The organism is Pseudomonas sp. IT-93MI4, from assembly GCF_949767635.1.
GTDB classification, from domain to species: Bacteria; Pseudomonadota; Gammaproteobacteria; order Pseudomonadales; family Pseudomonadaceae; genus Aquipseudomonas; species Aquipseudomonas putida_A.
In genome coordinates, this window is sequence record NZ_CATKPP010000007.1 from 71,759 (window position 1) to 96,658 (window position 24,900).

Annotated in this window: 19 protein-coding genes; 11 read left to right on the top strand and 8 right to left on the bottom strand. The window is 60.1% G+C overall.

What is annotated here, in order from left to right:
- Nucleotides 1-162 precede the first annotated feature (162 nt).
- Genes ACM6I7_RS05560 through fabI form a run of 6 tightly spaced genes read left to right on the top strand, consistent with a single transcriptional unit; the run spans nucleotide 163 to nucleotide 8,358 of the window.
- Nucleotides 163-1,995 carry an extracellular solute-binding protein gene (locus tag ACM6I7_RS05560; RefSeq protein WP_414888110.1) on the top strand — a complete coding sequence of 611 codons (1,833 nt, stop codon included), beginning with the start codon at nucleotides 163-165 and terminating at the stop codon, nucleotides 1,993-1,995.
- Nucleotides 1,992-3,833 (top strand): extracellular solute-binding protein, encoded by a 1,842-nt coding sequence (locus tag ACM6I7_RS05565; protein WP_414888111.1) that lies wholly within the window; start codon nucleotides 1,992-1,994, stop codon nucleotides 3,831-3,833. The genes ACM6I7_RS05560 and ACM6I7_RS05565 overlap by 4 nt, the downstream gene beginning before the upstream one ends.
- Nucleotides 3,834-3,837: 4 nt before the next feature.
- Nucleotides 3,838-4,911 carry a microcin C ABC transporter permease YejB gene (locus tag ACM6I7_RS05570; protein ID WP_003224148.1) on the top strand — a complete coding sequence of 358 codons (1,074 nt, stop codon included), beginning with the start codon at nucleotides 3,838-3,840 and terminating at the stop codon, nucleotides 4,909-4,911.
- A gap of 1 nt (nucleotide 4,912) precedes the next feature.
- Nucleotides 4,913-5,932: an ABC transporter permease gene (locus ACM6I7_RS05575; protein WP_007965317.1), complete on the top strand. Its 1,020-nt coding sequence runs from the start codon at nucleotides 4,913-4,915 to the stop codon at nucleotides 5,930-5,932.
- 1 nt (nucleotide 5,933) lies between these two features.
- Nucleotides 5,934-7,544, top strand: a complete 1,611-nt coding sequence (locus ACM6I7_RS05580; RefSeq protein ID WP_115990076.1) for a dipeptide ABC transporter ATP-binding protein — start codon at nucleotides 5,934-5,936, stop codon at nucleotides 7,542-7,544.
- A 19-nt stretch (nucleotides 7,545-7,563) separates the two neighbouring features.
- Nucleotides 7,564-8,358, top strand: coding sequence for an enoyl-ACP reductase FabI (fabI, locus tag ACM6I7_RS05585; protein ID WP_003202751.1), 795 nt, complete (start codon nucleotides 7,564-7,566; stop codon nucleotides 8,356-8,358).
- Between the two features lie 551 nt (nucleotides 8,359-8,909).
- On the opposite strand, the gene ACM6I7_RS05590 is transcribed toward fabI, so the two are convergent.
- From ACM6I7_RS05590 to ACM6I7_RS05605, 4 genes are all read right to left on the bottom strand, one after another.
- Nucleotides 8,910-9,875 carry a sensor domain-containing diguanylate cyclase gene (locus ACM6I7_RS05590; protein ID WP_414888112.1) on the bottom strand — a complete coding sequence of 322 codons (966 nt, stop codon included), beginning with the start codon at nucleotides 9,873-9,875 and terminating at the stop codon, nucleotides 8,910-8,912.
- A gap of 61 nt (nucleotides 9,876-9,936) precedes the next feature.
- Complete coding sequence (locus ACM6I7_RS05595; RefSeq protein ID WP_098968275.1) at nucleotides 9,937-10,515, bottom strand: hypothetical protein; 579 nt, start codon at nucleotides 10,513-10,515, stop codon at nucleotides 9,937-9,939.
- A gap of 1 nt (nucleotide 10,516) precedes the next feature.
- Nucleotides 10,517-12,679 carry a molybdopterin cofactor-binding domain-containing protein gene (locus ACM6I7_RS05600; protein ID WP_414888113.1) on the bottom strand — a complete coding sequence of 721 codons (2,163 nt, stop codon included), beginning with the start codon at nucleotides 12,677-12,679 and terminating at the stop codon, nucleotides 10,517-10,519.
- A gap of 20 nt (nucleotides 12,680-12,699) precedes the next feature.
- Nucleotides 12,700-13,155: a (2Fe-2S)-binding protein gene (locus ACM6I7_RS05605; protein ID WP_003224136.1), complete on the bottom strand. Its 456-nt coding sequence runs from the start codon at nucleotides 13,153-13,155 to the stop codon at nucleotides 12,700-12,702.
- A 251-nt stretch (nucleotides 13,156-13,406) separates the two neighbouring features.
- Between ACM6I7_RS05605 and ACM6I7_RS05610 the strand changes: the two genes are divergently transcribed.
- Nucleotides 13,407-14,237: an alpha/beta fold hydrolase gene (locus ACM6I7_RS05610; RefSeq protein WP_285374503.1), complete on the top strand. Its 831-nt coding sequence runs from the start codon at nucleotides 13,407-13,409 to the stop codon at nucleotides 14,235-14,237.
- Nucleotides 14,238-14,502: 265 nt separating this feature from the next.
- On the opposite strand, the gene ACM6I7_RS05615 is transcribed toward ACM6I7_RS05610, so the two are convergent.
- Nucleotides 14,503-14,895 (bottom strand): GFA family protein, encoded by a 393-nt coding sequence (locus tag ACM6I7_RS05615; RefSeq protein WP_115990084.1) that lies wholly within the window; start codon nucleotides 14,893-14,895, stop codon nucleotides 14,503-14,505.
- Between the two features lie 91 nt (nucleotides 14,896-14,986).
- On the opposite strand from ACM6I7_RS05615, the gene ACM6I7_RS05620 reads away from it, so the two are divergent.
- The 3 genes from ACM6I7_RS05620 (at nucleotide 14,987) to ACM6I7_RS05630 (ending at nucleotide 17,225) form a co-directional block, all read left to right on the top strand.
- Nucleotides 14,987-15,661 carry a class I SAM-dependent methyltransferase gene (locus ACM6I7_RS05620; RefSeq protein WP_414888114.1) on the top strand — a complete coding sequence of 225 codons (675 nt, stop codon included), beginning with the start codon at nucleotides 14,987-14,989 and terminating at the stop codon, nucleotides 15,659-15,661.
- 191 nt (nucleotides 15,662-15,852) lie between these two features.
- The gene (locus tag ACM6I7_RS05625; RefSeq protein ID WP_007965300.1) at nucleotides 15,853-16,356 is read left to right on the top strand and encodes a VOC family protein; all 504 of its coding nucleotides are present in this window, start codon (nucleotides 15,853-15,855) and stop codon (nucleotides 16,354-16,356) included.
- A 35-nt stretch (nucleotides 16,357-16,391) separates the two neighbouring features.
- The gene (locus ACM6I7_RS05630) at nucleotides 16,392-17,225 is read left to right on the top strand and encodes a helix-turn-helix domain-containing protein (RefSeq protein WP_414888115.1); all 834 of its coding nucleotides are present in this window, start codon (nucleotides 16,392-16,394) and stop codon (nucleotides 17,223-17,225) included.
- 14 nt (nucleotides 17,226-17,239) lie between these two features.
- On the opposite strand, the gene ACM6I7_RS05635 is transcribed toward ACM6I7_RS05630, so the two are convergent.
- The gene (locus ACM6I7_RS05635; protein WP_095139638.1) at nucleotides 17,240-17,827 is read right to left on the bottom strand and encodes a LysE family translocator; all 588 of its coding nucleotides are present in this window, start codon (nucleotides 17,825-17,827) and stop codon (nucleotides 17,240-17,242) included.
- A 223-nt stretch (nucleotides 17,828-18,050) separates the two neighbouring features.
- Between ACM6I7_RS05635 and ACM6I7_RS05640 the strand changes: the two genes are divergently transcribed.
- On the top strand, nucleotides 18,051-21,734 hold the full coding sequence (locus ACM6I7_RS05640) for a hypothetical protein (RefSeq protein ID WP_414888116.1): 3,684 nt from the start codon (nucleotides 18,051-18,053) through the stop codon (nucleotides 21,732-21,734).
- A 42-nt stretch (nucleotides 21,735-21,776) separates the two neighbouring features.
- Here ACM6I7_RS05640 and ACM6I7_RS05645 read toward each other — a convergent pair whose 3' ends face one another.
- Both ACM6I7_RS05645 and ACM6I7_RS05650 read right to left on the bottom strand, forming a co-directional pair.
- Entirely contained in the window at nucleotides 21,777-24,023 is a 2,247-nt protein-coding gene (locus ACM6I7_RS05645; RefSeq protein WP_414888118.1) for an ATP-binding protein, read from the bottom strand.
- Entirely contained in the window at nucleotides 24,020-24,634 is a 615-nt protein-coding gene (locus ACM6I7_RS05650; protein WP_414888119.1) for a biliverdin-producing heme oxygenase, read from the bottom strand. The genes ACM6I7_RS05645 and ACM6I7_RS05650 overlap by 4 nt, the downstream gene beginning before the upstream one ends.
- Nucleotides 24,635-24,900: the final 266 nt, after the last annotated feature.

The following is a 24,900-nucleotide window of genomic DNA, read 5'->3' on the forward strand; positions in this document are numbered from 1 at the left end:
GACTGCTGCGCAGTCCATCGGGGATAAATCCCCTCGCTACAATGCAAACCGGGCAAGCATTGCACGCCGATTAACAGCGCATTAACCCGCTATCTTTTTCCTGTCCAGACAAGCTGTTACTGTACGGCCCACAAAGCCCAAGCCGCCTGGATCGGATCTGACTTGAAGCGTCCCCTCCTCCTGCTCCTGATCAGCCTGGCCTTGAGCTCACCCGCAAGCGCGACGATTACCGAAAGTCACGGTTATGCGCAGTTCGGCACGCTCAAGTACCCGGCCAGATTTACCCACTTCGACTGGGTCAACCCGCAAGCGCCCAAGGGCGGTACGTTGCGGGTGATGGCGTTCGGCACCTTCGATACGGTCAACCCATACACGTTCAAGGGCACCAGCCCGGTCACCACACCGAATTTCCTGCAGTACGGCATCAATGAGCTGAACGAGCCGCTGATGGTCGGCACCGGCCAGTATTCGCCGTCCGGTGACGAGCCGGCATCGAGCTATGGCCTGATCGCGCAATCGGTGGAGTACAGCGAAGATCGCAGCTGGGTGGTGTTCAATCTGCGCCCGGAAGCACGCTTTCACGACGGCACCCAGATCACCGCTTACGACGTGGCGTTCTCCTACCGAACACTGCTCAAGGACGGCCACCCGCTGTACCGCACCGCCCTGCAGGAAGTGTCGCGGGTCGACATCCTCAACCCGCAGCGCATTCGTTTCGTGATGAAACGCTCGGGCAATCCGTTACTGATCCTGCGCCTCGGCGAGTTGCCGGTGCTGCCACAGCATTACTGGAAGGATCGCGACTTCAAGGCCACCACCTTCGAACCACCGCTGGGCAGCGGCCCGTACCGCATCACCTCAGTGACGCCGGGGCGGCAGCTGATTTTCGAGCGGGTCAAGGATTACTGGGGCAAGGACCTGCCGGTCAATCGCGGCAAGTACAACTTCGATCGCATGGAAGTCGAGTTCTACCGCGACAGCGACGTGGCCTTCGAAGCGTTCAAGGCCGGCGAATTCGACATCTACATCGAGCATCAGGCGAAGAACTGGGCCAACGGCTACAACTTCCCGGCGGTACGCCGTGGCGAAGTGATCAAGGCGCAGATTCCGCACCAGATCCCGACGCAGAGCCAAGGCCTGTTCATGAACACCCGGCGCGTAACCTTCAGCGACGTCAAGGTGCGCGAAGCGCTGGGCCTGATGTTCGACTTCGAATGGACCAACCGTGCGCTGTTCAGCGACGCCTACCAGCGCACCACCAGCTACTACCCCAACAGCGAGTTTTCCGCGACGGGCCTGCCGGTCGGGCATGAATGGCTGATGCTCAAGCCGTATAAAGATCAGTTACCCGCGAAGCTATTCACCGAGCCGTTCACCCTGCCGCAAACCGATGGCCGTGGCATCCCGCGAGAGACCATGCGCAAGGCCCTGGCCCTGCTCGCCGAGGCCGGCTGGAAACTCAACGGCCAGCGCCTGCAAAACACCGCAGGGCAGCCGCTGAGCTTCGAACTGTTGCTGGTCAATCCGAACCTTGAGCGGATCCTCCAGCCCTATATCGAGAACCTCAACAGCATCGGCATCGACGCGCGCCTGCGCACGGTGGATCGCGCTCAATACAAACAGCGCCTGGACCAGTTCGATTTCGACATGATCCTGATGACCCTCAACCAGACCCTCAGCCCGGGTCTGGAGCAATGGCAGTACTTCCACTCCAGTCAGGTCGGGGTCAAGGGCAGCAAGAATTACGCCGGTATTGCCAACCCGGTGGTCGATCACCTGCTCGAACAATTGCTCGCCGCGCAAACCCGCGACGAACAGGTCGCCGCCGGCAAGGCGCTGGACCGCGTGCTGCTCTGGCAGCACTACAGCATTCCCAACTGGTACCTCAATTATCACCGACTGGCCTACCGCAACCGGTTGGCCTTCGTCACCACGCCGCCCTACACCCTGGGCCTGAGCGCGTGGTGGCTGAAATCTTCGGAGAACAATAAATGACGCCCATCCGCGCCCTGCTCGTGCAGGCCAGCGGTCTGCTGTTCGCCGGGCTGGCGATTGCCGCCCCGCAACACGCTGTGACCCTGTACAACGAGCCGCCGAAATACCCGGCGGACTTCAAACAGTTCGATTACGTGAACCCCGACGCGCCCAAGGGCGGGATCTTCCGCCAGGCCGGGTTCGGCGGCTTCGACAGCCTCAACCCATTCATCAGCAAAGGCGTACCGGCCGATGACGTCGGGCAGATCTACGACACCCTGACCAAGCACAGCCTCGACGAGCCGTTCACCGAATACGGCCTGATCGCCGCGAAGATCGAGAAAGCCCCGGACAACAGCTGGGTGCGTTTCTACCTGCGCCCGGAAGCGCGTTTTCACGATGGCCATCCGGTGCGCGCCGAAGACGTGGTGTTCAGCTTCCAGACCCTGACCAAGGACGGCTCGCCGCTGTTTCGCGGCTACTACAGCGATGTCGAAGAGGCCATCGCCGAAGACCCGCTCAAGGTGCTGTTCAAGTTCAAGCACACCAACAATCGCGAGTTACCGCTGATCCTCGGTCAGCTCCCGGTGCTGCCGAAACACTGGTGGGCCAATCGTGATTTTTCCAAGGGCAATCTGGAGATCCCGCTGGGCAGCGGCCCGTACAAGGTCGCCGAAGTGAAAGCCGGGCGCTCGGTGCGCTATGAACGGGTCAAGGACTACTGGGGCAAGGATCTGCCGGTCAATCGCGGGTTCTACAACTTCGACGTAATGACCACCGATTACTACCGCGACAACACCGTCGCCGTCGAAGCGCTGAAGGCCGGCCAGTTCGATTACTGGCTGGAAATGACCGCGAAGAACTGGGCCAACGCCTACAACATCCCGGCGGTCACCGAAGGCCGCTTGATCAAGGAACAGATCGCCAACAGCAACCCGACCGGCATGCAGGGCTTCGTTTTCAACTTGCGCCGTCCGGTGTTTCAGGATGTGCGGGTGCGTCAGGCGCTCGGCCTGCTGTTCGATTTCGAGTGGACCAACAAGCAGCTGTTCAACGGTGCCTACTTCCGCACCCGCAGCTATTTCGAGAACTCGGAAATGGCCGCCACCGGCCTGCCCGACGTCGAACAACGGGCGATCCTCGAACCGTTTCGCAGCAAGCTGCCGGCGCAGGTGTTCAGCGAAGCCTTCGAGAACCCGAAGACCGACGCCAGCGGCATGATCCGCACCCAGCAGCGCGAGGCCTATCAATTGCTGCAGGAGACTGGCTGGAAGATCGTCGACGACAAAATGGTCGACGCCAGCGGCAAACCGGTGGTCATCGAGTTTCTTCTGGCGCAGACCGAATTCGAACGCGTGCTGCTGCCGTTCAAACGCAATCTGGCCGACCTCGGCATCGATCTGGTGATCCGCCGTGTCGACGTTTCGCAATACATCAACCGCGTGCGCTCGCGGGACTTCGACATGATGGTCGGCAGCTTTCCGCAATCCAATTCGCCGGGCAACGAGCAGCGCGAATTCTGGATGAGCGCCGCCGCCGACAAACCGAGCAGCCGCAACACCATGGGCCTGAAGGATCCGATCGTCGATCAACTGGTGGAGAACCTGATCAACGCCGACTCGCGCAGCAGCCTGGTGGCGCACGCCCGGGCGCTGGATCGGGTGCTGCAATGGGGTTACTACGTGGTCCCCAACTGGCACATCAAGACCTGGCGCGTGGCGTACTGGAACCACATCGGTCACCCGAAAGTCTCGCCCAAATACGACATCGGGATTAACACCTGGTGGGTCAAGCCTGACGCGAAGCCCGCCATAGAAGTCGAAACCAAACTGCAAGCCGACCCTGTGGGCACGGAGTAATCAGATGCTGGCGTATATTTTTCGGCGACTGCTGCTGATCATCCCGACCCTGTTCGGGATTCTGCTGATCAACTTCGTGATCATCCAGGCCGCGCCCGGCGGCCCGGTGGAGCAGATGATCGCCAAGCTCGAAGGCTTCGAAGGCGCCACCAGCCGCATCGCCGGTGGCGGTGCCGAAGTATCGGTGGCCGGCTCCGCCTATCGCGGCGCGCAAGGTCTGGACCCGGCGCTGATCAAGGAAATCGAGCACATGTACGGGTTCGACAAGTCGGCCCCGGAACGCCTGTGGATCATGGTCAAGAACTACGCGAAGCTGGATTTCGGCGACAGTTTTTTCCGTGACGCCAAGGTCATCGACCTGATCAAGGAAAAGATGCCGGTGTCGATCTCGCTCGGGCTGTGGAGCACGCTGATCATGTACCTGGTGTCGATCCCGCTGGGGATCGCCAAGGCCACACGGCACGGCAGCCACTTCGACGTGTGGACCAGTTCGGCGATCATCATCGGCTATGCAATTCCGGCGTTCCTCTTTGCGATTCTGCTGATCGTGGTGTTTGCCGGCGGCAGTTATCTGGACTGGTTCCCGCTACGCGGGCTGACCTCGAACAACTTCGATGAACTGAGCCTGGGCGGCAAGATCCTCGACTATTTCTGGCACCTGGCGCTGCCGGTGACCGCGCTGGTAATCGGCAACTTCGCGACCATGACCCTGCTGACCAAAAACAGCTTCCTCGACGAGATCAACAAGCAGTACGTGGTCACCGCCAAGGCCAAGGGCCTGACGCGCAATCGCGTGCTCTACGGCCATGTGTTCCGCAACGCCATGCTGCTGGTGATTGCCGGGTTCCCGTCAGCGTTCATCGGCATCTTCTTCACCGGCTCGTTGCTGGTGGAAGTGATTTTCTCCCTCGACGGTCTGGGTCTGATGAGTTTCGAAGCGGCGATCAATCGCGATTACCCGGTGGTGTTCGGCACTCTGTTCATCTTCACCCTGCTCGGTCTGGTGGTGAAACTGATCGGCGACCTCACTTACACCCTGGTCGATCCGCGCATCGACTTCGCCAGCCGGGAGCATTGAGATGAATCTGTCCCCTCTCAACCGCCGCCGGTTCGAACTGTTCAAGGCCAACAAGCGTGGCTGGTGGTCGCTGTGGCTGTTTCTGATCCTGTTCGGCCTGAGCCTCGGTGCCGAGCTGATCGCCAACGACAAGCCGCTGGTGGTGCATTACGACAACCACTGGTACTTCCCGGCGATCAAGCGCTACCCGGAAACCACCTTCGGCGGCGAATTCCCGCTGGAAGCCAACTACAAGAGCCCGTACATCCGCGAACTGCTCAAGGCCAAGGATGCGTGGGTGTTGTGGGCGCCGATCCCCTACAGCTACCAGAGCATCAACTACGACCTGAAAGTCCCGGCCCCGGCCCCGCCCTCGGCGGACAACCTGCTGGGTACCGACGATCAGGGCCGCGATGTGCTCGCGCGGGTGATCTACGGCTTCCGCATCTCGGTGCTGTTTGCCCTGACCCTGACTGTGCTCAGCTCGATCATCGGCGTGATCGCCGGCGCGCTGCAGGGTTTCTATGGCGGCTGGGTCGATCTGGCCGGGCAACGCTTTCTGGAGATCTGGTCGGGATTGCCGGTGCTGTACCTGCTGATCATCCTTGCCAGTTTCGTCCAGCCGAATTTCTGGTGGCTGCTGGGGATCATGCTGTTGTTCTCGTGGATGAGCCTGGTCGACGTGGTGCGCGCCGAGTTCCTGCGTGGCCGCAACCTCGAATACGTGCGTGCGGCACGGGCGCTGGGCATGCAGAACGGCGCGATCATGTTCCGCCACATTCTGCCCAACGCGATGGTCTCGACCATGACCTTCATGCCGTTCATCCTCACCGGTGCCATCGGCACCCTGACCGCGCTGGACTTCCTCGGCTTCGGTTTGCCGGCCGGCAGCCCGTCGCTGGGTGAACTGGTGGCCCAGGGCAAATCCAACTTGCAGGCACCATGGCTGGGCATGAGCGCGTTCGCGGTGCTGGCGCTGATGTTGAGTTTGCTGGTGTTTATCGGCGAGTCCGCTCGCGATGCCTTCGACCCGAGGAAGTGAAATGAATCAGGACAATCTGATCGAAGTGCGCGACCTCGCCGTCGAGTTCGGCTTCAACGAGCGCCTGCACCGGGTGGTCGAGGGCGTGAGCTTCGACATCAAACGCGGCGAAACCCTGGCCCTGGTCGGCGAGTCCGGCTCGGGCAAATCGGTGACGGCGCACTCGATCCTGCGCCTGCTGCCCTACCCGCTGGCCCGCCATCCGGCCGGCAGCATCAACTATGCCGGGCAGAATCTGCTCGGCCTGAGCGAAAAAACCATCCGCCACATCCGCGGTAACCGCATCGCGATGATCTTTCAGGAGCCGATGACCTCGCTCAACCCGCTGCACTCGATCGAGAAGCAGATCAACGAGGTGTTGGGCATCCACAAGGGCCTGAGCGGCAAAGTCGCGACCAAGCGCACCCTGGAGCTGCTGGAGATGGTCGGCATCCCCGAGCCGCACAAGCGGCTCAAGGCCCTGCCCCACGAATTGTCCGGCGGCCAGCGCCAGCGGGTGATGATCGCCATGGCGCTGGCCAACGAGCCGGAACTGCTGATCGCCGACGAGCCGACCACCGCACTGGACGTGACCGTTCAGCTGAAAATCCTCGATTTGCTCAAGGAACTTCAGGCTCGATTGGGCATGTCGCTGCTACTGATCAGTCACGATTTGAACCTGGTGCGAAGAATTGCGCATCGCGTATGTGTCATGCAGCGCGGTTGCATCGTCGAACAGGCATCGTGCGCAGAGCTGTTCCGTTCTCCGCAGCATCCGTACACTCGGGAATTGCTCGGCGCGGAGCCCAGCGGAGGCCCGGCGAGCAATAAAATCGGGGCGCCGCTGCTCGAAGTCGAGAACCTCAAAGTCTGGTTCCCGATCAAGAAAGGCCTGCTCAAGCGCACGGTGGATTACGTCAAGGCAGTGGACGGCATCAATTTCAGCCTGCCTCAGGGTCAGACCCTGGGGATCGTGGGGGAAAGCGGTTCCGGCAAATCTACGCTGGGTCTGGCGATTTTGCGGCTGATCGGCAGCAAAGGCGCCATTCGCTTTGAGGGCAAACAGCTAGACTGCCTGACGCAGAACGAGGTTCGCCCGTTGCGTCGGGAGATGCAGGTGGTGTTTCAGGATCCGTTCGGTAGCCTGAGTCCGCGGATGTGCGTCAGCGACATCGTTGGCGAAGGCCTGCGGATTCACAAGATGGGCACCGCCGCCGAGCAGGAAGCGGCGATTATTGCGGCATTAAAGGAGGTAGGTCTGGATCCGGAAACCCGGCACCGCTACCCTCACGAATTTTCCGGTGGGCAACGGCAACGTATCGCCATTGCCCGGGCTTTGGTGCTGAAACCGGCGCTGATCCTGCTGGACGAGCCAACTTCTGCGCTCGACCGCACGGTGCAGCGGCAAGTGGTGGAGCTGTTGCGTTCACTGCAAGCCAAGTACAACCTGACGTATTTGTTCATCAGCCATGACCTGGCTGTCGTCAAAGCGCTGAGCCACCAGTTGATGGTGGTCAAGCATGGCCAAGTGGTCGAACAGGGAGCTGCGCAAGATATTTTTGCCGCCCCCAAACATCCGTATACACAGCAGTTGCTGGAAGCCGCTTTTTTGGCACCAGCCACTGCGCAATAACCTGAAAGAGGAGCAACACATGGGTTTTCTCGCCGGTAAGCGCGTACTGATCGTCGGTGTCGCCAGCAAGCTGTCCATCGCATCCGGCATCGCTGCCGCCATGCATCGCGAGGGCGCTGAGCTTGCCTTCACTTATCAGAACGACAAACTGAAAGGTCGTGTTGAGGAATTCGCTCAAGGCTGGGGTTCGAGCCCTGAGCTGTGCTTCCCGTGCGACGTGGCCAGCGATGAAGAAATCGCCAAGGTCTTCGAAGAACTGAGCAAGAAGTGGGACGGCCTGGACTGCATCGTGCACTCCGTCGGCTTCGCCCCGGGCGACCAACTGGACGGCGACTTCACCGAAGCCACCACCCGTGAAGGTTTCCGCATCGCTCACGACATCAGCGCCTACAGCTTCGTGGCCCTGGCCAAGGCTGGTCGCGAAATGATGAAAGGCCGCAACGGCAGCCTGTTGACCCTGTCGTACCTGGGCGCCGAGCGCACCATGCCGAACTACAACGTGATGGGCATGGCCAAGGCTTCGCTGGAAGCTGGCGTACGTTACCTGGCTGGTTCCCTGGGCCCGGACGGCACCCGCGTCAACTGCGTATCGGCTGGCCCGATCCGTACCCTGGCAGCCTCGGGCATCAAGAACTTCCGCAAGATGCTGGCCGCCAACGAAGCGCAAACCCCACTGCGCCGCAACGTCACCATCGAAGAAGTCGGCAACGCCGGCGCCTTCCTGTGCTCCGATCTGGCGTCGGGCATCAGCGGTGAAATCATGTACGTGGACGGCGGCTTCAACACCACCGCCATGGGCAACATCGAAGAGTAATCTTCGGTCTGCCGATAAAAAACCCGCCAATCGGCGGGTTTTTTTGTGCCTGCAATGTCTTCAACAACCCAAATCCCCTGTAGGAGTGAGCCTGAATTTCGTGAACAGCGGATAAACCTGTGGGAGTGGGCTTGCTCACGAAGAGGCCGGCACATTCAACATCGCTACTGCCTGACCGGTCGCCATCGCTGGCAAGCCAGCTCCCACAAGGTTCTGCAGTGTGCCGGGATTTCGTGAGCACCCGATAAAACTGTGGGAGCTGGCTTGCCAGCGATGAGGCCGGCACATTCAACATCGCTATCGCCTGACCGGACGCCATCGCTGGCAAGCCAGCTCCCACAAGGTTCTGCAGTGTGCCGGGATTTCGTGAGCACCTGATAAAACTGTGGGAGCTGGCCTGCCAGCGATGAGGCCGGCACATTCGACATGGATATCGCCTGACCGGACGCTTTCGCGAGCAAGCCCGCTCCCACAGGGTTCTGCGGTGTACCTGGATTTTGTGGGCAGCCGCTAAACCTGTGGGAGCTGGCTTGCCAGCGATGAGGCCTGAATCAACGCCGTTTCAACGCCTGCTTGTGCGCATACATCGCCTCGTCGGCATCGGCCAGCAGTCGATCCACCGTTTCATGGCGTTGCGGATCGTATTCGATCTGGCCGACGCTGAAGCGAATCTCGTAGCCGCGCTGCAACATCGCATTGCGCTCGTCGAGGATTTCCTTGAGCCGCGCCATGATCGCTGTGGTTTCAACGTGACTGGAGCCGGTCAGCAGCGCCACGAACTCGTCACCGCCCAAGCGCCCGACCACGTCGCTCTCGCGAAAAGCGATGCGCAGCACATCGGCAAAGGCCTTCAGCGCACTGTCGCCCTCGGCATGGCCGTAACGATCGTTGATCTGCTTGAAGTCATTGAGATCGAAAAACAGCAGCGTCGCCGGTTTGTCCCGGTGTTTGCAGGCGTCCAGCGCATGCTGGGCCAGGGTCTTGAAGCCGCGGCGGTTGGACAGCAGCGTCAGCTCGTCCATGCTCGCCATCTGCACCGCCATCAACTCCTGCTCGGCCATGCCAGCGAGATCGCGCAACAGGGCACGCTCCTCGTCGTCGAGTTCGCGCGGCTGGGTGTCGATCAGGCACAACGTGCCCATTTTGTTGCCGTTGGGCACGGTCAGCGGGTAGCCCGCGTAGAAACGAATCTTCGGCTCGCCGGTGACCAGCGGATTGTCATGAAAGCGCTTGTCCTGCTTGGCATCAGGCACCAGCAGCAATTCGTCCTGAAGAATCGCGTGCCCACAGAACGATACATCACGCGGGGTTTCGTTGACGTCGAGGCCGACGCACGACTTGAACCATTGCCGATCCTTATCCACCAGCGTCACCAGCGCAATCGGCACGTTGAACAGGCGTTTGGCCAGCCGCGTGAGCCGGTCAAAACGCTCCTCCGGCGCCGAATCAAGAACCTTCAAGCCGTGCAGCGCTTGAATTCGGGTGGCTTCATTGGCGGGTTTGATCGGGGCCAGCATCACGCACTCCATCAGGGTCAATGACCGTTAGAGTAGCTTGATTCGCCAGCGACTCACAGACTCAACCGCCCGCCACCGGACATGGCCCGCCAGCATCGGCCCAAAGCTTGAACTGGGCCACAAAAATGTCATGCGGCACCGGCACCGGTGCGCGCCCTGCTCCGGGGTTCCAGCCCCACAACACCAGTTTGTCGTCGCTGACATGTTTGATCAGCGCGGCGAAATCACGGTCACCATTGCTCGAACGATCTTTGATCATCGCGCACAACTTGTCCGGCGGCAGGCCGATCCAGGCCATCTTGTGCGCCGCCGGCGGCAGGCTCCAGTGCGGCGCCCCCGGCGGTGCATGCGGGCCATAACTGGCCGGCGGATTGGTCTCCCCGTGGCAAGTGGCGCAGGGCAAACCGGCGGCGCCCTTGCCGTCCATGCCGCGCACCACATTCATCGCGTGTGGTTTGCCCGCATCGAACTGCAGCGGCGAGTCGCCGGGGATGTGGCAGTTCTGGCAGCGCGGGCTCTGGAACACCTTCTGCACCGTGCCGAACGCCTTGAGCGCTTCCTGATCGTCGGCGAACAGGTCCGAGGCGTAGCCGCCCAGCCCCAGCAATATCACCGTGCCCAACAGCAGATGTCGTTTCATCTCACACCCCCGACAGTTGCAGCGGCAGTTCACGCAGGCGTTGCCCGGTCAGCGCATACACGGCATTGGCTACCGCCGGCGCGGTGGGCGGAACCCCGGCCTCGCCGATGCCGCCGGGCTTGTCGCTGCTGGGCACGATATGCACCTCGACCAGCGGCATCTCGTTGAGCCGCAGCACCTGGTAATCGTGATAATTGGACTGCACCACCGCGCCATCCTTGAGCGTCAGTTTGCTGTGCAGCGCCATGCCCAGGCCAAAGGTGATGCACGATTCCATCTGCGCCGCGATGCTCTGCGGGTTGACCGCTATCCCGCAATCCACCGCACACACCACGCGGTGCACGCGGATCGCCAGATTTTCCTGCGAGACCTCGGCCACCTGCGCCACATAACTGCCGAACGACTCGTGCACCGCCACGCCCAATGCATGCCCGTCAGGCAACGGCGCTGTCCAGTTGGCCTTCTCCACCGCCAGATTCAGCACCCCGAGATGCCGCGCATGGTCCTTGAGCAAGGTGCGTCGATATTCGATCGGGTCCTTGCCCGCCGCCGTGGCCATCTCATCGATCAGCGACTCCATGACGAACGCGGTGTGGCTGTGCCCCACCGAACGCAGCCACAGCACATTGATTCCGGTCTGCGGCGAATGCAGCTCGACCTGTTGATGGGCCAGACCCTTGATATACGGGCTGTCGGCCACACCTTCGACCGAAGTCGCGTCGATGCCGTTCTTGACCATGGTCTGTTCGAGCATGGTGCCGGCCATGATCGACTGGCCGACCAGCACATGCTGCCAGCTCAGCGGCATGCCCTGCCCGTCCAGGCCTATGCGTGCCTGATGCAGGAACATCGAGCGGTAATACCCGCCGCGAATGTCGTCCTCGCGCGACCACACGGTTTTCACCGGCAGCCCGGCGGCTTTCGCCACTTGCACCGCTTCGGCGACGAAGTCCGAGGTCGGATTGGCCCGCCGCCCGAATCCGCCGCCAAGAAATTCGGTGTGAATTGCCACCTGTTCCGGTTTGAGTCCGGTGATCTTGCCGGCGACCATCTGGTCTAGGGTCTGGAATTGCGTGCCGGTCCAGATCTCGCACTTTTCGGCGCTGATCTTCACTGTGCAGTTCAGCGGTTCCATCGGTGCGTGCGCCAGATACGGCACGCTGTATTCGACGTCGATTTTCTTCGCCGCCTTGTCGAAGTTGCCTTTCGGATCCCCAGCCTGGCTGGCGGAAGTGCCCGGTGTCGCTGCCAGTTTGCGGAAACTGTCGAGCAGGCCCTGGCTGCTCAGGTCAGCGTGCGGCCCGAGATCCCAATCGACCTTCAGCGCATCGCGACCAAGTTTCGCCGCCCAGTAATGATCGGCAATCACCGCCACACCGGTCGGCACCTGTACCACTTTGTGCACACCGGGCACCGCCAGTGCCTCGGCGCCCTCGAAGGATTTGACCGTGGCACCGAACACCGGCGCACGGGCGACCATCGCGGTCATCAGGCCTTCGAATTGCACGTCCATGCCGAACCTGGCGCGCCCGGTGATTTTCTCCGGGGTGTCGAGACGCTTGGTCGGTTTGCCGATGACCTTCCAGTCCTTGGCCTCCTTGAACGTGATTGACTTCGGATCCGGCACCGGCAGTTGCCCGGCGGCGTCCGCCAGTTCGCCGTAAGTCGCGCGTTTATCGCCGGCAATCACGACGCCCGATTCGGTGCGAAGCGTCGACGCAGCGACGTTGAAGCGCTTGGCCGCCGCTTCCACCAGCATCTGCCGCGCCGTGGCCCCGGCCAGCCGGTAGCGATCGAACTCCATCCAGGTCGAGGTCGAGCCGCCGGTGATCTGCATCCCGCCAAACGCCGGCATGCCGTAATTGGCGGCCGAGGCCGGCGAGTGCTCGACGCGGATCGTCGACCAGTCGGCGTCCAACTCTTCGGCGATCAGCATGGTCAGGCCGGTCCAGATGCCCTGACCCATTTCCGAGTGCCCGAGCAACACCGTTACGCTGTTGTCGGCGGCAATGCGCAAAAACGCATTGGGCGCGAAGACCTTGCCTTCATTCTCCGCCGCCAAGGCAAATCGATGGGCACCGGGGACGACAAACGCCACCACCAGACCGCCACCCAGCACGGCACTGCCCTTGAGAAATCCGCGACGCGATACAGGACTGTTCATCAGCCTTCTCCCAACATGCCTCAGCCGATTTCGGACGCGCGCTTGACCGCCGCGCGGATCCGGGGATAGGTGCCGCAACGGCAAATATTGCCGGAGAGCGCCTGATCGATATCGCTGTCGGTGGGTTTGGGGATCTTCGCCAGCAGCGCGGCGGCCGACATGATCTGCCCCGACTGGCAGTAGCCACACTGCACCACATCGAGCTCGGCCCAGGCCTGTTGCACCGGGTGCGAGCCATCGGTCGAAAGGCCTTCGATCGTGAGAATCTTCTGGCCGTGGGCCACGGCGGTGGCGGGCGTGATACAGGCGCGCAACGGCGCGCCATCGACGTGTACGGTGCAGGCGCCGCACTGGGCCATGCCACAGCCGAATTTGGTACCGGTCAGGTGCGCAACGTCACGCAGGACCCAGAGCAACGGCATGTCGGCCGGCACATCGAGCTCCTGATCCTTGCCATTGATATTCAAGGTCAGCATCGGGGGATTTCCTCAGACTCACGGTATTCTGAAGGGGCGTCGCTACGGCCATTGAAGCCTGTGCGCGCCTCGGCTTATCCCTTTCAGCAAAGCCTAATTTGCGCGTGAAGCCAGACGTGGCGACCACCGGTCATGCCCTATCGCAAAAATGTCGACTTTAATCTTCTGGCTGATAACGGCGCTTATCCGAACCGTCACGACCGGTCTGCGACGAGCGCGGTAACCCATCACCTTGGTCAGGAGTCGCGAACATGGGATTTGTCACCACCAAAGACGGCGTCGATATTTTCTACAAGGACTGGGGCCCGAAGGACGCCCCGGTGATCCACTTCCACCACGGCTGGCCGCTCAGCTCGGATGACTGGGATGCGCAGATGCTGTTCTTTCTGGCCCAGGGCTTTCGGGTGATTGCTCACGACCGTCGAGGCCACGGACGGTCGAGCCAGGTCTGGGACGGCCACGACATGGACCATTACGCCGACGATGCGCTGGCGGTGGTTCAGCACCTGGGGGTGAAGAACGTGGTGCATGTCGGCCACTCCACCGGCGGCGGCGAGGTCATCCACTACATCGCCCGGCATGGTCAGGACAACGTCGCCAAAGGCGTATTGATCAGCGCGGTGCCACCGTTGATGGTCAAGACCGAAAGCAATCCGGGTGGTTTGCCGAAATCGGTGTTCGACGATTTTCAGGCGCAACTGGCGGCCAATCGCGCGCAGTTCTATCGCGACATTCCCAGCGGCCCGTTCTACGGCTACAACCGTCCGGGCGCCAAGCCGTCTGAGGGGATCATCGGCAACTGGTGGCGTCAGGGCATGATCGGCGGCGCCAAGGCGCATTACGACGGGATCGTTGCGTTCTCGCAGACCGACTTCACTGAAGACCTGAAGAAAGTCACCGTGCCGGTGCTGGTGATGCATGGCGAGGACGATCAGATCGTACCGTATGCGAACTCGGGGCCTTTGTCGGCGAAACTGCTGCCAAATGGCACGCTGAAGTCATATCCGGGGTTTCCGCACGGGATGCCGACGACTGAGGCGGCGACGATCAATGCCGATCTGCTGGCATTTATTCGCGGCTGACACACATCATTGTGGGAGCTGGCTTGCCAGCGATGGCGGTGGATCAGGCAACTTCAATTGTGGATGTGCCGGCCTCATCGCTGGCAAGCCAGCTCCCACAGGTTTTCAGGTGGTTGCTGAATACTCGGTCACACCAGGAACCGTGTGGGAGCCAGCCTGCTGGCGAAGGCAATCGGTCAATCAATGATGGGGTTGGCTGACCCACCGCATTCGCGAGCAGGCTAGCTTCCACAGAGTGGGCTGGATGATTGGCTTGACCTGCGTACTATTCCTCGGTACGCCCCGTCCCTTCGCGATCACGTTCGTAGTGGTGCGCCAATGGCAGCGCGGGCAACCATGACTCACGCCGTACAGTCCACAGTTCATAAGTCGGCTTGAACTGGTTCGGCGCGTCCAGCGAGCCGACATTCACTTCAATTTCATCCCCCGAACGCGCCAGTACCGGCGAACCACAGCGCGGACAGAACACCCGCCCTTGATATTCGCCGGTCTTGCCACTGACGGTCACGGCATTCTCGGGAAATATCGCCGAGGCATGAAACAACGTGCCGTGGTGTTTGCGGCAATCGAGGCAGTGGCAGATGCCGACACGGTAAGGTTGGCCCGATGCTTCGAAACGCACATCGCCGCACAGGCAGCCGCCAGTTAATGAGTTCATGGTGTCTATCCTCTGCCAGACTCTGTTCAGCCTTTGAACATAGCAGCCAACAAGCGAACGCCCACAATCGGCTTATACCGGAGACAGCGCCATGCCCTCCCCTGAATCCATCTTGTTACAGAGCTGGCACACCAACGCTGATGCCTGGATCGACGCGATCCGCAGCGGTGCCATCGAAAGCCGTCAGCAGGTCACCGATCAGGCGATCCTGCTGGCGATCATGGGCCGCCAACCGGGACGCGTGCTGGATCTGGGTTGCGGCGAAGGCTGGTTGTTGCGGGCGCTGGCGGATCGCGGTATCGATTCGGCGGGCGTCGATGGCGATGCGACGTTGATCGAGGCTGCACGCGCGGCCGGTTCAACCAGCGTGCACGTCGCCAGTTACCAGACGCTGGTCGAGGACGAAGTCGACATCGGTCGTGATTACGATTTGATCTGCGCCAACTTCTCGCTGCTGCATCAGGACATCATTCCATTGCTCGCCGCGATGCAGGCGTTGCTGGTTCCCGGCGGCGCCATGATCATTCAGACCCTGCATCCGTGGGCCGTGGCGGCCGGCGATTATCAGGACGGCTGGCGAGAAGAATCCTTTGCCGGGTTCAAAGGCCAGTGGCAGCCGATGCCGTGGTATTTCCGCACGCTGTCGAGCTGGTGCAACGCGCTGGACATGGCCGGGTTTCACCTGGTCAGCCTGCAAGAGCCGCAGCATCCGCAAAGCCCGGTGCCGCAGTCGCTGTTGATGATTGCCGAGCGGCGCTCCTTGTAGGAGTGAGCCTGCTCGCGATGGCGTCGTCGCAGCTTGCATAGGCGTTGCCTGACCCTACGCCATCGCGAGCAGGCTCACTCCTACAGGGTTTGGCGGCAAGCGACGCACTTGTCGATCTACGGCACCGCCATTCGACCAAGGACTGACTACGCTGTAAATCCTGCGTGTCTAACCTGCCGAGGATGACTGCCATGCAACGCTTTCAAAAACTCACACCGTGCCTGTGGTTCGATGATCAGGCCGAAGCCGCCGCGAAGTTCTATTGCTCGATCTTCGACCATTCGAAAATCACCGGCCTGACCCACTACAGCAAAGTCGGCCAGGAATTTCACGGCAAGCCGGAAGGCGCGGTAATGACCGTCAGTTTCGAACTCGACGGCCAGACCTTCACCGGCCTCAACGGCGGGCCGATGTTCAAGTTCAGTGAAGCCATTTCGTTTCAGGTCAATTGCCAGAATCAGGAAGAAGTCGACCACTTCTGGGGCAACCTGTCGGCCGGTGGCCCGGTCGAGGCCCAGCAATGCGGCTGGCTCAAGGACCAGTTCGGGGTGTCGTGGCAGATCGTGCCGGTGGCGTTCATGCACATGATGCAGGACCCCGACACCAGCAAGTCGCAACGGGCGATGCAGGCAATGTTCAAGATGAAAAAACTCGACATCGCCGAACTGGAGCGGGCCTTTGCCGGCCAGAGCTAATACACTCCGGTTCTGGCCTGCCGGGAACCATAACGATGAAACACGCTGCCGCCAAAAACCCTGAAAAAGCCCCTCGCTTCTGGCGCGACGATGCCCTGCCCTTCATCGAAGCGCGGGCCATCGCCGATGGCCGTGAGGTCTGCTACTCGCGCCATTCCCATGCGCATTTTTCAATTGGCGCGATCACCGCCGGGCGGAGCATTTATGTGCATGAGCAATCGACGTTCGAAGTCGCCGCCGGCACTGTGGTGCTAATGAACCCGGGCGACGTGCATGCCTGCAATCCGATCGATGATCAGCCGTGGTCGTACTTGATGTTGTATGTCGAGACGCCGTGGCTGACGGATTTGCAGCATCAACTGGGGTTCAGTGCGGAGCTGGAGTTTCGGCGGTTCTCCACTACTCATCTGGATGACCCGCGACTGTTTCGTGACCTGCAAGGGCTTTACGCCACCCTTGTCGACGAGCAGCAGGACGTACTGCGCAAACACAGCGCAGCGGTGGAGTTTTTCAGCGATCTGCAACTACGCCTGAACCCGGCTGAACCACCGTTGCGCGAACCGAATTTCAAGCTCGAACGCGCTGCCGACTTCATTCGCGAACACTGCACCGATCTGCTCAGCCTGGAGGACATCTGCACGGCGGCGCAGTTGTCACCGTCGTATCTGATCCGTGCGTTCAAGCAGCATTACGGCATGACCCCGCATGCCTTTGTGGTCAACCAGCGCATCCAGTTCGCCCGCGAACGCCTGCGCAGCGGCCAGTTGATTGCCGATGTCGCACTGGAAGCGGGGTTTGCCGATCAGGCGCATTTTCAGCGCGCGTTCAAACAGCATCTGGCGGCAACCCCCGGCCAATATCGCGGCTGATCCTGGCGCCGGGCTCACGGCAACAGCAGATAACCCGCGCTCGCCGCCAGCAACAAGGCCATCAACCGATTGAACAGGCGCATCCCCTTCGGATTGCCCAGATACCCACGCAGAAACGTCCCGGCATAGACCCAGCAACCGACCGACAGATAACAGATCACCAGATACACCGCGGCGAACTGCCAGACCAGCCGTGCCTCGCCATCGGCGACAAACGCGCCCATCCCTGCCACACACGCCAGCCAGGCTTTCGGGTTGAGCCATTGCATCACCGCGCCGTACAACATCGACGGCGCCCGCCCCGCCTCGCCGGCATGCAACTGGCCGTCATCGGCAGCCAGTTTCCAGGCCATGAACAACAGAAACGCCACCCCGGCCAATTGCACCACCCGGGTCAGGAATGGCCACAGTTTCAGGACTTCATGCAGGCCCAGGCCCATCAGTACCAGCAACAACACAAACCCCAGCGTCGCTCCCGCCACGTGCCGCTGACTGGCCCGAAAGCCGAACTGCGCACCGGAACTCAGCGCGACGATGTTCACCGGGCCCGGGGTTATGGACGCCACCAGCGCGAACGCCGCCATCGACACAATCAGACTCATAACGCACCTGCCGCAGATTGGGGAGAAAGAGACTCAGGCTAACTAAGGCATAGCCTCCTGTATTGAACAAAATTGCCCTCGTATCGACCGACAGGAAACATACATTGAAACCAATACTGCAGAACAAACCCTGACTGCGCCGATATAGTCGCCATGCGAAAACAAAACTTCGCTATACCCGTTTATTGACCCACCTATATAGCCATGGATGGACTGACACCCAATGACGACTTTAACCAATCTTTTTACCCCAGCACCTCTATCAAGTGAGCAACTTGAGCGACGTGCTATTGCGCAGGCAATGAGAGCCATGCTCGAAAAGTGGGAAAAGGCCAAGGCCAGCGACAACTATGCCTACCCCACCAACCGTGTTAATAACAAACAATTGTGCATATCGACTCTTGAGGGAAGTCTATTCAATCAAGCGCATTTTTCGGCACACATCGTCCTGCGCCAACTGGTACGTCAGCCACAATTCGTTGCAATCGTCGATACGTTAGAAATCAATGATGACAACTGGACACTGGTCAATAAAAAGGGCGAAATCTTTCAAGTCCATGAAATCCAAACAACTGTCGGGACGTTTATCGAGCGCATTGATATCACCCAGCAGATCAACGAGATTGATTCGTTGAAAGCCGACCTGCAACTGCTGGCCAGCAGTGCAGTCATGACAGGTGGCATCGTGTCTTCAAGCGACCGTCTGCCCTTGCTCAACTGGCTGCAGTTCCAGCAACTGAACCTGCCCAAGAGCGTGGAACAGATTCAAAACCTGATTGCCTGGCTCGAACTGACGTTGCCGCTGCCACCGACACATGGCAACTACTGGGGGATATCGAACGAAACCGGCGCAACAGAGCTGTGCATCGACGAAGATCAGCAATCGGCTATCTACCAGGTCATCCATAAGTTGATGGACAAGGGCGAGCCGCGCGCGGAACCGCTGATCAATTATCTGGCGGGCGCACTGCTCAAGAAAGAGACGCCGACAGCCCTGCGTGAATACCCGCGTCGCGCCTGGGCACTGCTGATCGAGACCGAAGAAGCCAAAGCTTTCGCCCAGTCCTGCTTCGAAGCGTTGAACGAGCCGTCCATGGCCAATGCGACTGTGCTGAGCACAGCGCAGCGCAGTCGCCTGCTGGTCGCAGCGGTCATGCTGGATTTGTCGTTGGGTCGCGATGACAAGAACCAGAATTTCATCGAGCAAAATATCTATAACCCAGGTTACGTGCAGGCTACCTCCCATGAGGTCAACCTGGCACTGGAACAGGCACTCGGACGCCGACGTATCAAGGAATATGCAGTTCCCATGACGCTGGAACTGATCCTCGCCGGACTTGCGCCCGAATTCCTGGTCAGGACACCCACGACGCTACAGATCGGCACGCCAGGCTGGGTAATTTTGCGCAAATCGGTAAGTCTGGCCGAGAGCATCGCGCCTGGCCTGTCCAGTCAGATGTCCTATGACAAGCTGCTTGAATTGGGCGCTATGTTGCCCACCAGTACACAACAGCAGACCCTGCATGACTGGGCGAACCTGCAAGGCATCATGGACTGGTCGATGCTGAATGGCCTGGAACCTGAGAATGCCAATGACCTGCCAACCCAGGAGCTGTTCAAGCAGGCAGCCACCCAATACAACGCCCACATCGAGGCGATCAACGCCGCACTGACAACGATTGCCACCCCACCGGTCAGCCGGCGCAAGCTGGCGAAGGCCGAGCTGTACGACGTTGGTTGCGACCCGATGATGCAAATAGCGTTGCCGGTCGAATACGGATACAAACGCAATTATCATTCCGTACTTGATGTTTATATGACCCGCAACTTGCTGTTCAAAAAGGGCTATGACAGGCAATCCGGCACAAGTATCTACAAGGCGTATCCGGATCTGCTGACACTCGAGCCAATCAACGATATTTACAAGGCAAAAGTAAAAGAACACTTCAAGCAATACAAAACGGCCATCAATACCACTGTGCGCCTGACACTTTCACGATTGTCACTGGAAGAACGGATGGCACTTGAATTTGGCAAGGTGGCCATATTCAGCGTTCGCGACTTCTCCATACAAACCCCGATAAACAGCAGCTTTGTGCCGTTTGATCCACGTAAAACAGCGCGCTTCGGCAACATGCTGTTTTGCAAGTATGGATTGCAGTTCTACTGTTTTGAAATATTCCCCCTGCAAGGCATTTGCCGCAATAATCCGGCTCTTGCTGGAGCCTACATCCGCGGCCAGACACTCGATGAGATCGGATGGTTTACCGAGGGACCGAACGGCGACAAAGACTTCAAGTCGCTGACGTATCTTCATGCGCGAATCGAGAAAACCGCCTACTTCGAAGGCCAGCCCCCCTTGAGCGAGGAGCTGCGAGACAGGCCGGGCATCATTCTCGAACGCTTTGCCGAATTCGATGAACCTGACGACGCGCTACCCCTTACGCGTAGCCCTATGCACAGTTTCAACTCGGAACGTTTCGACAAGATCGGCGAAATCATTGCCGAACATAATCCCCCGACCCATTACGATCAGTTTTATGCAATCAGTTACGACAGACCCGCCCTGGAGAAGAAACATGATGACTGGGACAACGTCACCGAAACCATTCTCGACATCGTCATCCCGTTCCGCCAGTGCATCAGGGGCCTGTCCTCCAGTGACCCGGATCTTCGCAGCGGCGCCATATTCAGCTGTGTGATGGACCTGACCGCGATCCTCTTCGTCTTTGCCGGAGCGCTGGGGCCGTTCAGCAAGGCGCTGGGCAGCAGTACAAGACTGTTAAGCCTGAGCAAGGTCGGCGCAAGCGTAGCGCTGTCGGTGTTCAATCCGCTCGATGGCGTTCCGAAGCTGGTTTACGGTGGCGCCAGACTGGTCGGCAAAGGCGTGATGAAACTCAGCCATTTCGGCCATACCGTCATCCGGGCCGGAGCCGGACAACTCCGAGCGCTGAGCAGTACCAGCAGCGGCTCGTACGACCTGGTCAAGGCCCTGAGCAAGACCGGGGTTGCAGCGGAGATTCGCATGACGTTGCCGACGCTGGCGCATGCACGGGCATTGTTCAAGGATGATGCACTCGAAACAGTCGAACAGCTCGTCACACGCCTGAGCCAGGACGTTGTTTCCATACCCAAGGGCGGCAATGCGACAGAACTGCAGCATCTGTTCAACGCTGCAACGAGGGAAGCGACTCAGTCCTCAAAGGGATTCCAGCAACTGGAATCGTTAATCGGTCATGCCGCGGCGAACGACGTACTGATCAGCTTCACCAAAAGCAGAGGCCCCCGGTTCAACGGCACAAAGTTCACTACAAAAGCTGGTGACTATTCGGAAATACTTGGATCAATGGCCGAGCTTGAATCCAGGAAAGTCATCTATCTGAAGAATCATCAGCAAAGCATCTTGAAGACGGATCTGGGCAAGCCACCCTACAGCGACGTGATGCCCGAAACGGCGTTCAACCCGCAGGGTTTCACCGACAATGCGCAGAGAGCCGGAGCCTGGATGGTCAAGGGTTCGTCCTCCGACAACGAACTGGAGCACATTGTCGCGATCCTGCGCGAGTATACGAGCAACAATAAATCGCTCACCGATGCGACCGTGGTCAAAGAGATCCACGCTCGATTGGTGCCTCAACTGGCGGAGTCTGTGCGCGAGGTAGGACAGCCAACAAAATATGGTGGCAGCATCAGCGGTTATGCTTCGCTGGAACAACATCTGAAGACGCTCGATGCCACCCATGAGCACTTCGACAAACACTTGCTGGCGGCCATCGCCGGCTTTCAAGGCTTCGGCGACGGCAATGGTCGTACCGCCAGCGCGGTGTATGCGATCAGCCAACTGCGCAACAATCGATTTGTACCGATGCCGAAACACGTGTTCATGTCGTTGAGCGATCTGGGCTAACCACCCAAAATCCGTGCCCCGTTTAACGTGGCACGGATTTCTTCATTCCCCGGAGAGCATCGCCGGCACGGTAAACCGAAACTCCGTGCCCTCACCCGGCTCACTGCTGGCCTCGATGCGCCCGCCGTGGGCTTCAACAATCCCCTGCGTGATGTACAAGCCCAGTCCGGTTCCGGTCGGGTTACCCTCCTTCACCGTCCAGTAGCGGTCAAACACCCGCGCCAGGTTTTCCTTGGGAATGCCTTCGCCGGTATCGCGCACGGTAAACACGATCTCTTTGCCGTCAGACTTGGCCAACACGCCCACCGAACCTTTGCGCGGGGTGAACTTGATCGCGTTGCCGATCAGGTTCGACAGCACCTGAAACAGGCGCTCCGGGTCGGCGTGGATTTTCAGGTCGGGATCGGCCTCGAACGAGATATTGATGTCCTTGTCCAGCGCCAGTGGCCCGAGCAGCGACTGGGTTTCCTCGAACATCTGCCCGACATCCAGGGTCTGCGGGGCGATGGTGTAGCGCCCGGCGTCGATCTTCGAGGTGTCGAGCAGATCTTCCAGTAGCGTGTTCATCCGCCCAGCTGCCTGCTGCATGGTGTCGATAGCCGTGGAGATGCGCCGCGAGGTGTGCGGGCCGTCGGAACTGAAGGTCTTCTGCATCATGCCGCAGAGCATGGAAATCACGGTCATCGGGTTGCGCAGGTCATGGGAAACCACCGCCACCAGTTCATCACGGGCGCGCACCGCCTCCTGCTCGCGGCGTACCTGTCGCGCCAGGTCGTTTTCCAGTGCCGAACGGCGCAAATCGTTGGCCGCGAACAGATCGCCATGACTCCATTTGGTGGAGATCCCGGCCATCTCGACTTTCCAGATTTCGAACGAAGTACGCGGACGCAGACGCAGGCCGGCGTCGGAATTTTCCAGATCCAGCGGTTTGCGCGGGTCGCCGCTCCAGTTGATGTTTTCCTTGACCTCGGGACGGAACCACATCACCCCGTTGTCCACCGGTTTGGGCAGGCTCATGGCAAGCACGCCGCTGGCCACTTGCTGAAACTGCGCGGCTGGCGGATAAACGCTCGCCAGATGATGGCTGGCGAATACCGGCTCGCCGGTGTTCTGCAACCACTTGTGCAGGGCGCGAATGTCTTCCGGCTCCGGGCAGTTGCCATAACGGTGCAATTGCTTGTCTTCGATGATCGCAATGCCCCCGGCCCCGGCCAGCGCCATAAGCACTTGGGGTTGTTGCGCCAGACCGTCGAAGACGTTTTCCGGCGAGTCGATCATGACCTGATTGAGCAGCGCCAACGCCTCGACTTTCTCCTCGCGCTGGCGGCTGATTTCCAGCGCTTCCATCGCGCTGATCTGCAGCGACAGCACCTGACCGATGGTCTGGCACGCGCTGCGCAGTTCATGCGGCACGTGCAGCGGCTGGCGGTTGCCGCAGCTGATCAGGCCCCAGAGTTTGTCGCCCTTGAGCAGCGAGATGCTCATCGACGACAGCACGCCCATGTTCTTCATGTACTGGCAATGAATCGGCGAGACGCTGCGTAGAGTGGCAAAACTCAGGTCCAGCGGGGTCTGGGTGTCCGGGCGCAACTTGGGCACCAGCGGCACCGGCTGGTAATCGGCATTCGGGATGATCCGCAGCCAGTTGGTGCGGTACAGCTCGCGCGCCTGCTCGGGGATGTCCGAGGCCGGGAAAAACAGGCCGTTAAACACTTCCATTGACGGGTCGGACGCCTCGGCGATCACCTGACCGTGGCCCTCCTCCTCGAAGCGGTAGATCAGCACCCGATCGTAACCGGTCATTGCCTGGATTTCCTTGACGCTGATGTCGTACAGCGCCTGCAGCGAAGTGGCCGCTTGCAGTCGCTGGAGCATGCGCCCCAGATGGGTCTGGTTGCCGGCGACGTTGCGCGGCTGGAAGTTCTCGACGTGGATTTCCAGTTCCAGAATCAACACGCCTTGATGACGGTGCAGCAGACCTTCGAACGCGGTGCCGTTGAGGCGAAAGTGCAGCGGTCCGGCATCGGCAAATACCGGTTGTTGCAACGCCTCGCGCACGGCCGCCGCGTGCGTCTCACCCAGCAATTCGTGCAGTGGCTGGCCGATCAGTTCTTGCGCCGGGCGTGCCAGCAGGGTCTCGACGTTGGCGCTGATCTGAATGATGTCCAGCGCCGGCTCGCTCAGAGTCAGCAACAGGCCGTGGGGCTGGATTGCCCCGGGAAAGCGGATCGGTTCGTCGGCACAGTTGGCCAGCAGTTCTTCAAAGGCTTCTTGGTCTTGCGGGTTCATGCCAGTACCTCCCGGCTTTCGAGCCAGCGCTCGAAACAACTGAATGTGGTTCGGGCCGCCGCAACCACGGCTTCACGTTCGCTCGCATCCAGCGATCGACTGCCCAGGTATTCAATGAAAGCGCGCCAGCGGCGGCCGGTGGCGGCGCCATAAATATCGAGGAATGCCGCGCCATTGTCGGCGTTCAGGCTCAACCGCGAGGCGATTTCGCGGCGCAGGATCTGCCCGCCGAGGGTTGCCCCTTCCAGCACGTACAACACCCCCAGGCAGGCATCGCTGGAGTCGATCACCGGCAACGACTGACACAGTGGCAAGCGAGCGATGGCCTCGGCCGTCAGGCCCAGCGCCTGCAGATCATTGAACAGGGTCGGCGCCTTGAGACGTGGCGCAAGATCGAAATCGACCGGGATCACGCCACTGTCGAGCAGTGCACTTTCCAGCGGTCGATAAAAACCGTAGTAGGCCTGCATCAGCCGTAAAAAAGCGTTGGAATCGAGGGTATCGGAGAAAAAAGGAAGACGTTTTTCCAGTGCGATGTGCAGTTCGGCAGTGCCGGCTCGCAGATCTTGCAGCACCGGTGGCACATAAACTTCACGGGCCTTTGCTTGCATGTAGATCGCTCTTGGTGGGGCCGCTTCGGGGCCGGCAGGGTGTTTGCAGCTTTGGACGGATATTACACGGCAAACGCCTTTTTCTGACTTGGCGCACAGATTTTTCTGACCAAACCATCGCCTTCAGACCTTTCAGAGTTCTGAAGAATCAGAAAAGTTCGACTCGATTAAAGGGCTGCCGATGCTGTACCGCGACAGCACCGCGTGACTGTACGGGTCAGCGCGCCCGCCGCCTGTGATAAAAAAGCGTCATCGTTTCCGGAGCC

Excerpts from the sequence above, each read along its gene's own strand:
- ACM6I7_RS05565 (WP_414888111.1), top strand. The coding sequence starts at position 1,992 with ATGACGCCCATCCGCGCCCTGCTCGTGCAGGCCAGCGGTCTGCTGTTC.
- ACM6I7_RS05570 (WP_003224148.1), top strand. The coding sequence starts at position 3,838 with ATGCTGGCGTATATTTTTCGGCGACTGCTGCTGATCATCCCGACCCTG.
- ACM6I7_RS05575 (WP_007965317.1), top strand. The coding sequence starts at position 4,913 with ATGAATCTGTCCCCTCTCAACCGCCGCCGGTTCGAACTGTTCAAGGCC.
- ACM6I7_RS05580 (WP_115990076.1), top strand. The coding sequence starts at position 5,934 with ATGAATCAGGACAATCTGATCGAAGTGCGCGACCTCGCCGTCGAGTTC.
- fabI (WP_003202751.1), top strand. The coding sequence starts at position 7,564 with ATGGGTTTTCTCGCCGGTAAGCGCGTACTGATCGTCGGTGTCGCCAGC.
- ACM6I7_RS05590 (WP_414888112.1), bottom strand. The coding sequence starts at position 9,875 with ATGCTGGCCCCGATCAAACCCGCCAATGAAGCCACCCGAATTCAAGCG.
- ACM6I7_RS05595 (WP_098968275.1), bottom strand. The coding sequence starts at position 10,515 with ATGAAACGACATCTGCTGTTGGGCACGGTGATATTGCTGGGGCTGGGC.
- ACM6I7_RS05600 (WP_414888113.1), bottom strand. The coding sequence starts at position 12,679 with ATGAACAGTCCTGTATCGCGTCGCGGATTTCTCAAGGGCAGTGCCGTG.
- ACM6I7_RS05605 (WP_003224136.1), bottom strand. The coding sequence starts at position 13,155 with ATGCTGACCTTGAATATCAATGGCAAGGATCAGGAGCTCGATGTGCCG.
- ACM6I7_RS05610 (WP_285374503.1), top strand. The coding sequence starts at position 13,407 with ATGGGATTTGTCACCACCAAAGACGGCGTCGATATTTTCTACAAGGAC.
- ACM6I7_RS05615 (WP_115990084.1), bottom strand. The coding sequence starts at position 14,895 with ATGAACTCATTAACTGGCGGCTGCCTGTGCGGCGATGTGCGTTTCGAA.
- ACM6I7_RS05620 (WP_414888114.1), top strand. The coding sequence starts at position 14,987 with ATGCCCTCCCCTGAATCCATCTTGTTACAGAGCTGGCACACCAACGCT.
- ACM6I7_RS05625 (WP_007965300.1), top strand. The coding sequence starts at position 15,853 with ATGCAACGCTTTCAAAAACTCACACCGTGCCTGTGGTTCGATGATCAG.
- ACM6I7_RS05630 (WP_414888115.1), top strand. The coding sequence starts at position 16,392 with ATGAAACACGCTGCCGCCAAAAACCCTGAAAAAGCCCCTCGCTTCTGG.
- ACM6I7_RS05635 (WP_095139638.1), bottom strand. The coding sequence starts at position 17,827 with ATGAGTCTGATTGTGTCGATGGCGGCGTTCGCGCTGGTGGCGTCCATA.
- ACM6I7_RS05640 (WP_414888116.1), top strand. The coding sequence starts at position 18,051 with ATGACGACTTTAACCAATCTTTTTACCCCAGCACCTCTATCAAGTGAG.
- ACM6I7_RS05645 (WP_414888118.1), bottom strand. The coding sequence starts at position 24,023 with ATGAACCCGCAAGACCAAGAAGCCTTTGAAGAACTGCTGGCCAACTGT.
- ACM6I7_RS05650 (WP_414888119.1), bottom strand. The coding sequence starts at position 24,634 with ATGCAAGCAAAGGCCCGTGAAGTTTATGTGCCACCGGTGCTGCAAGAT.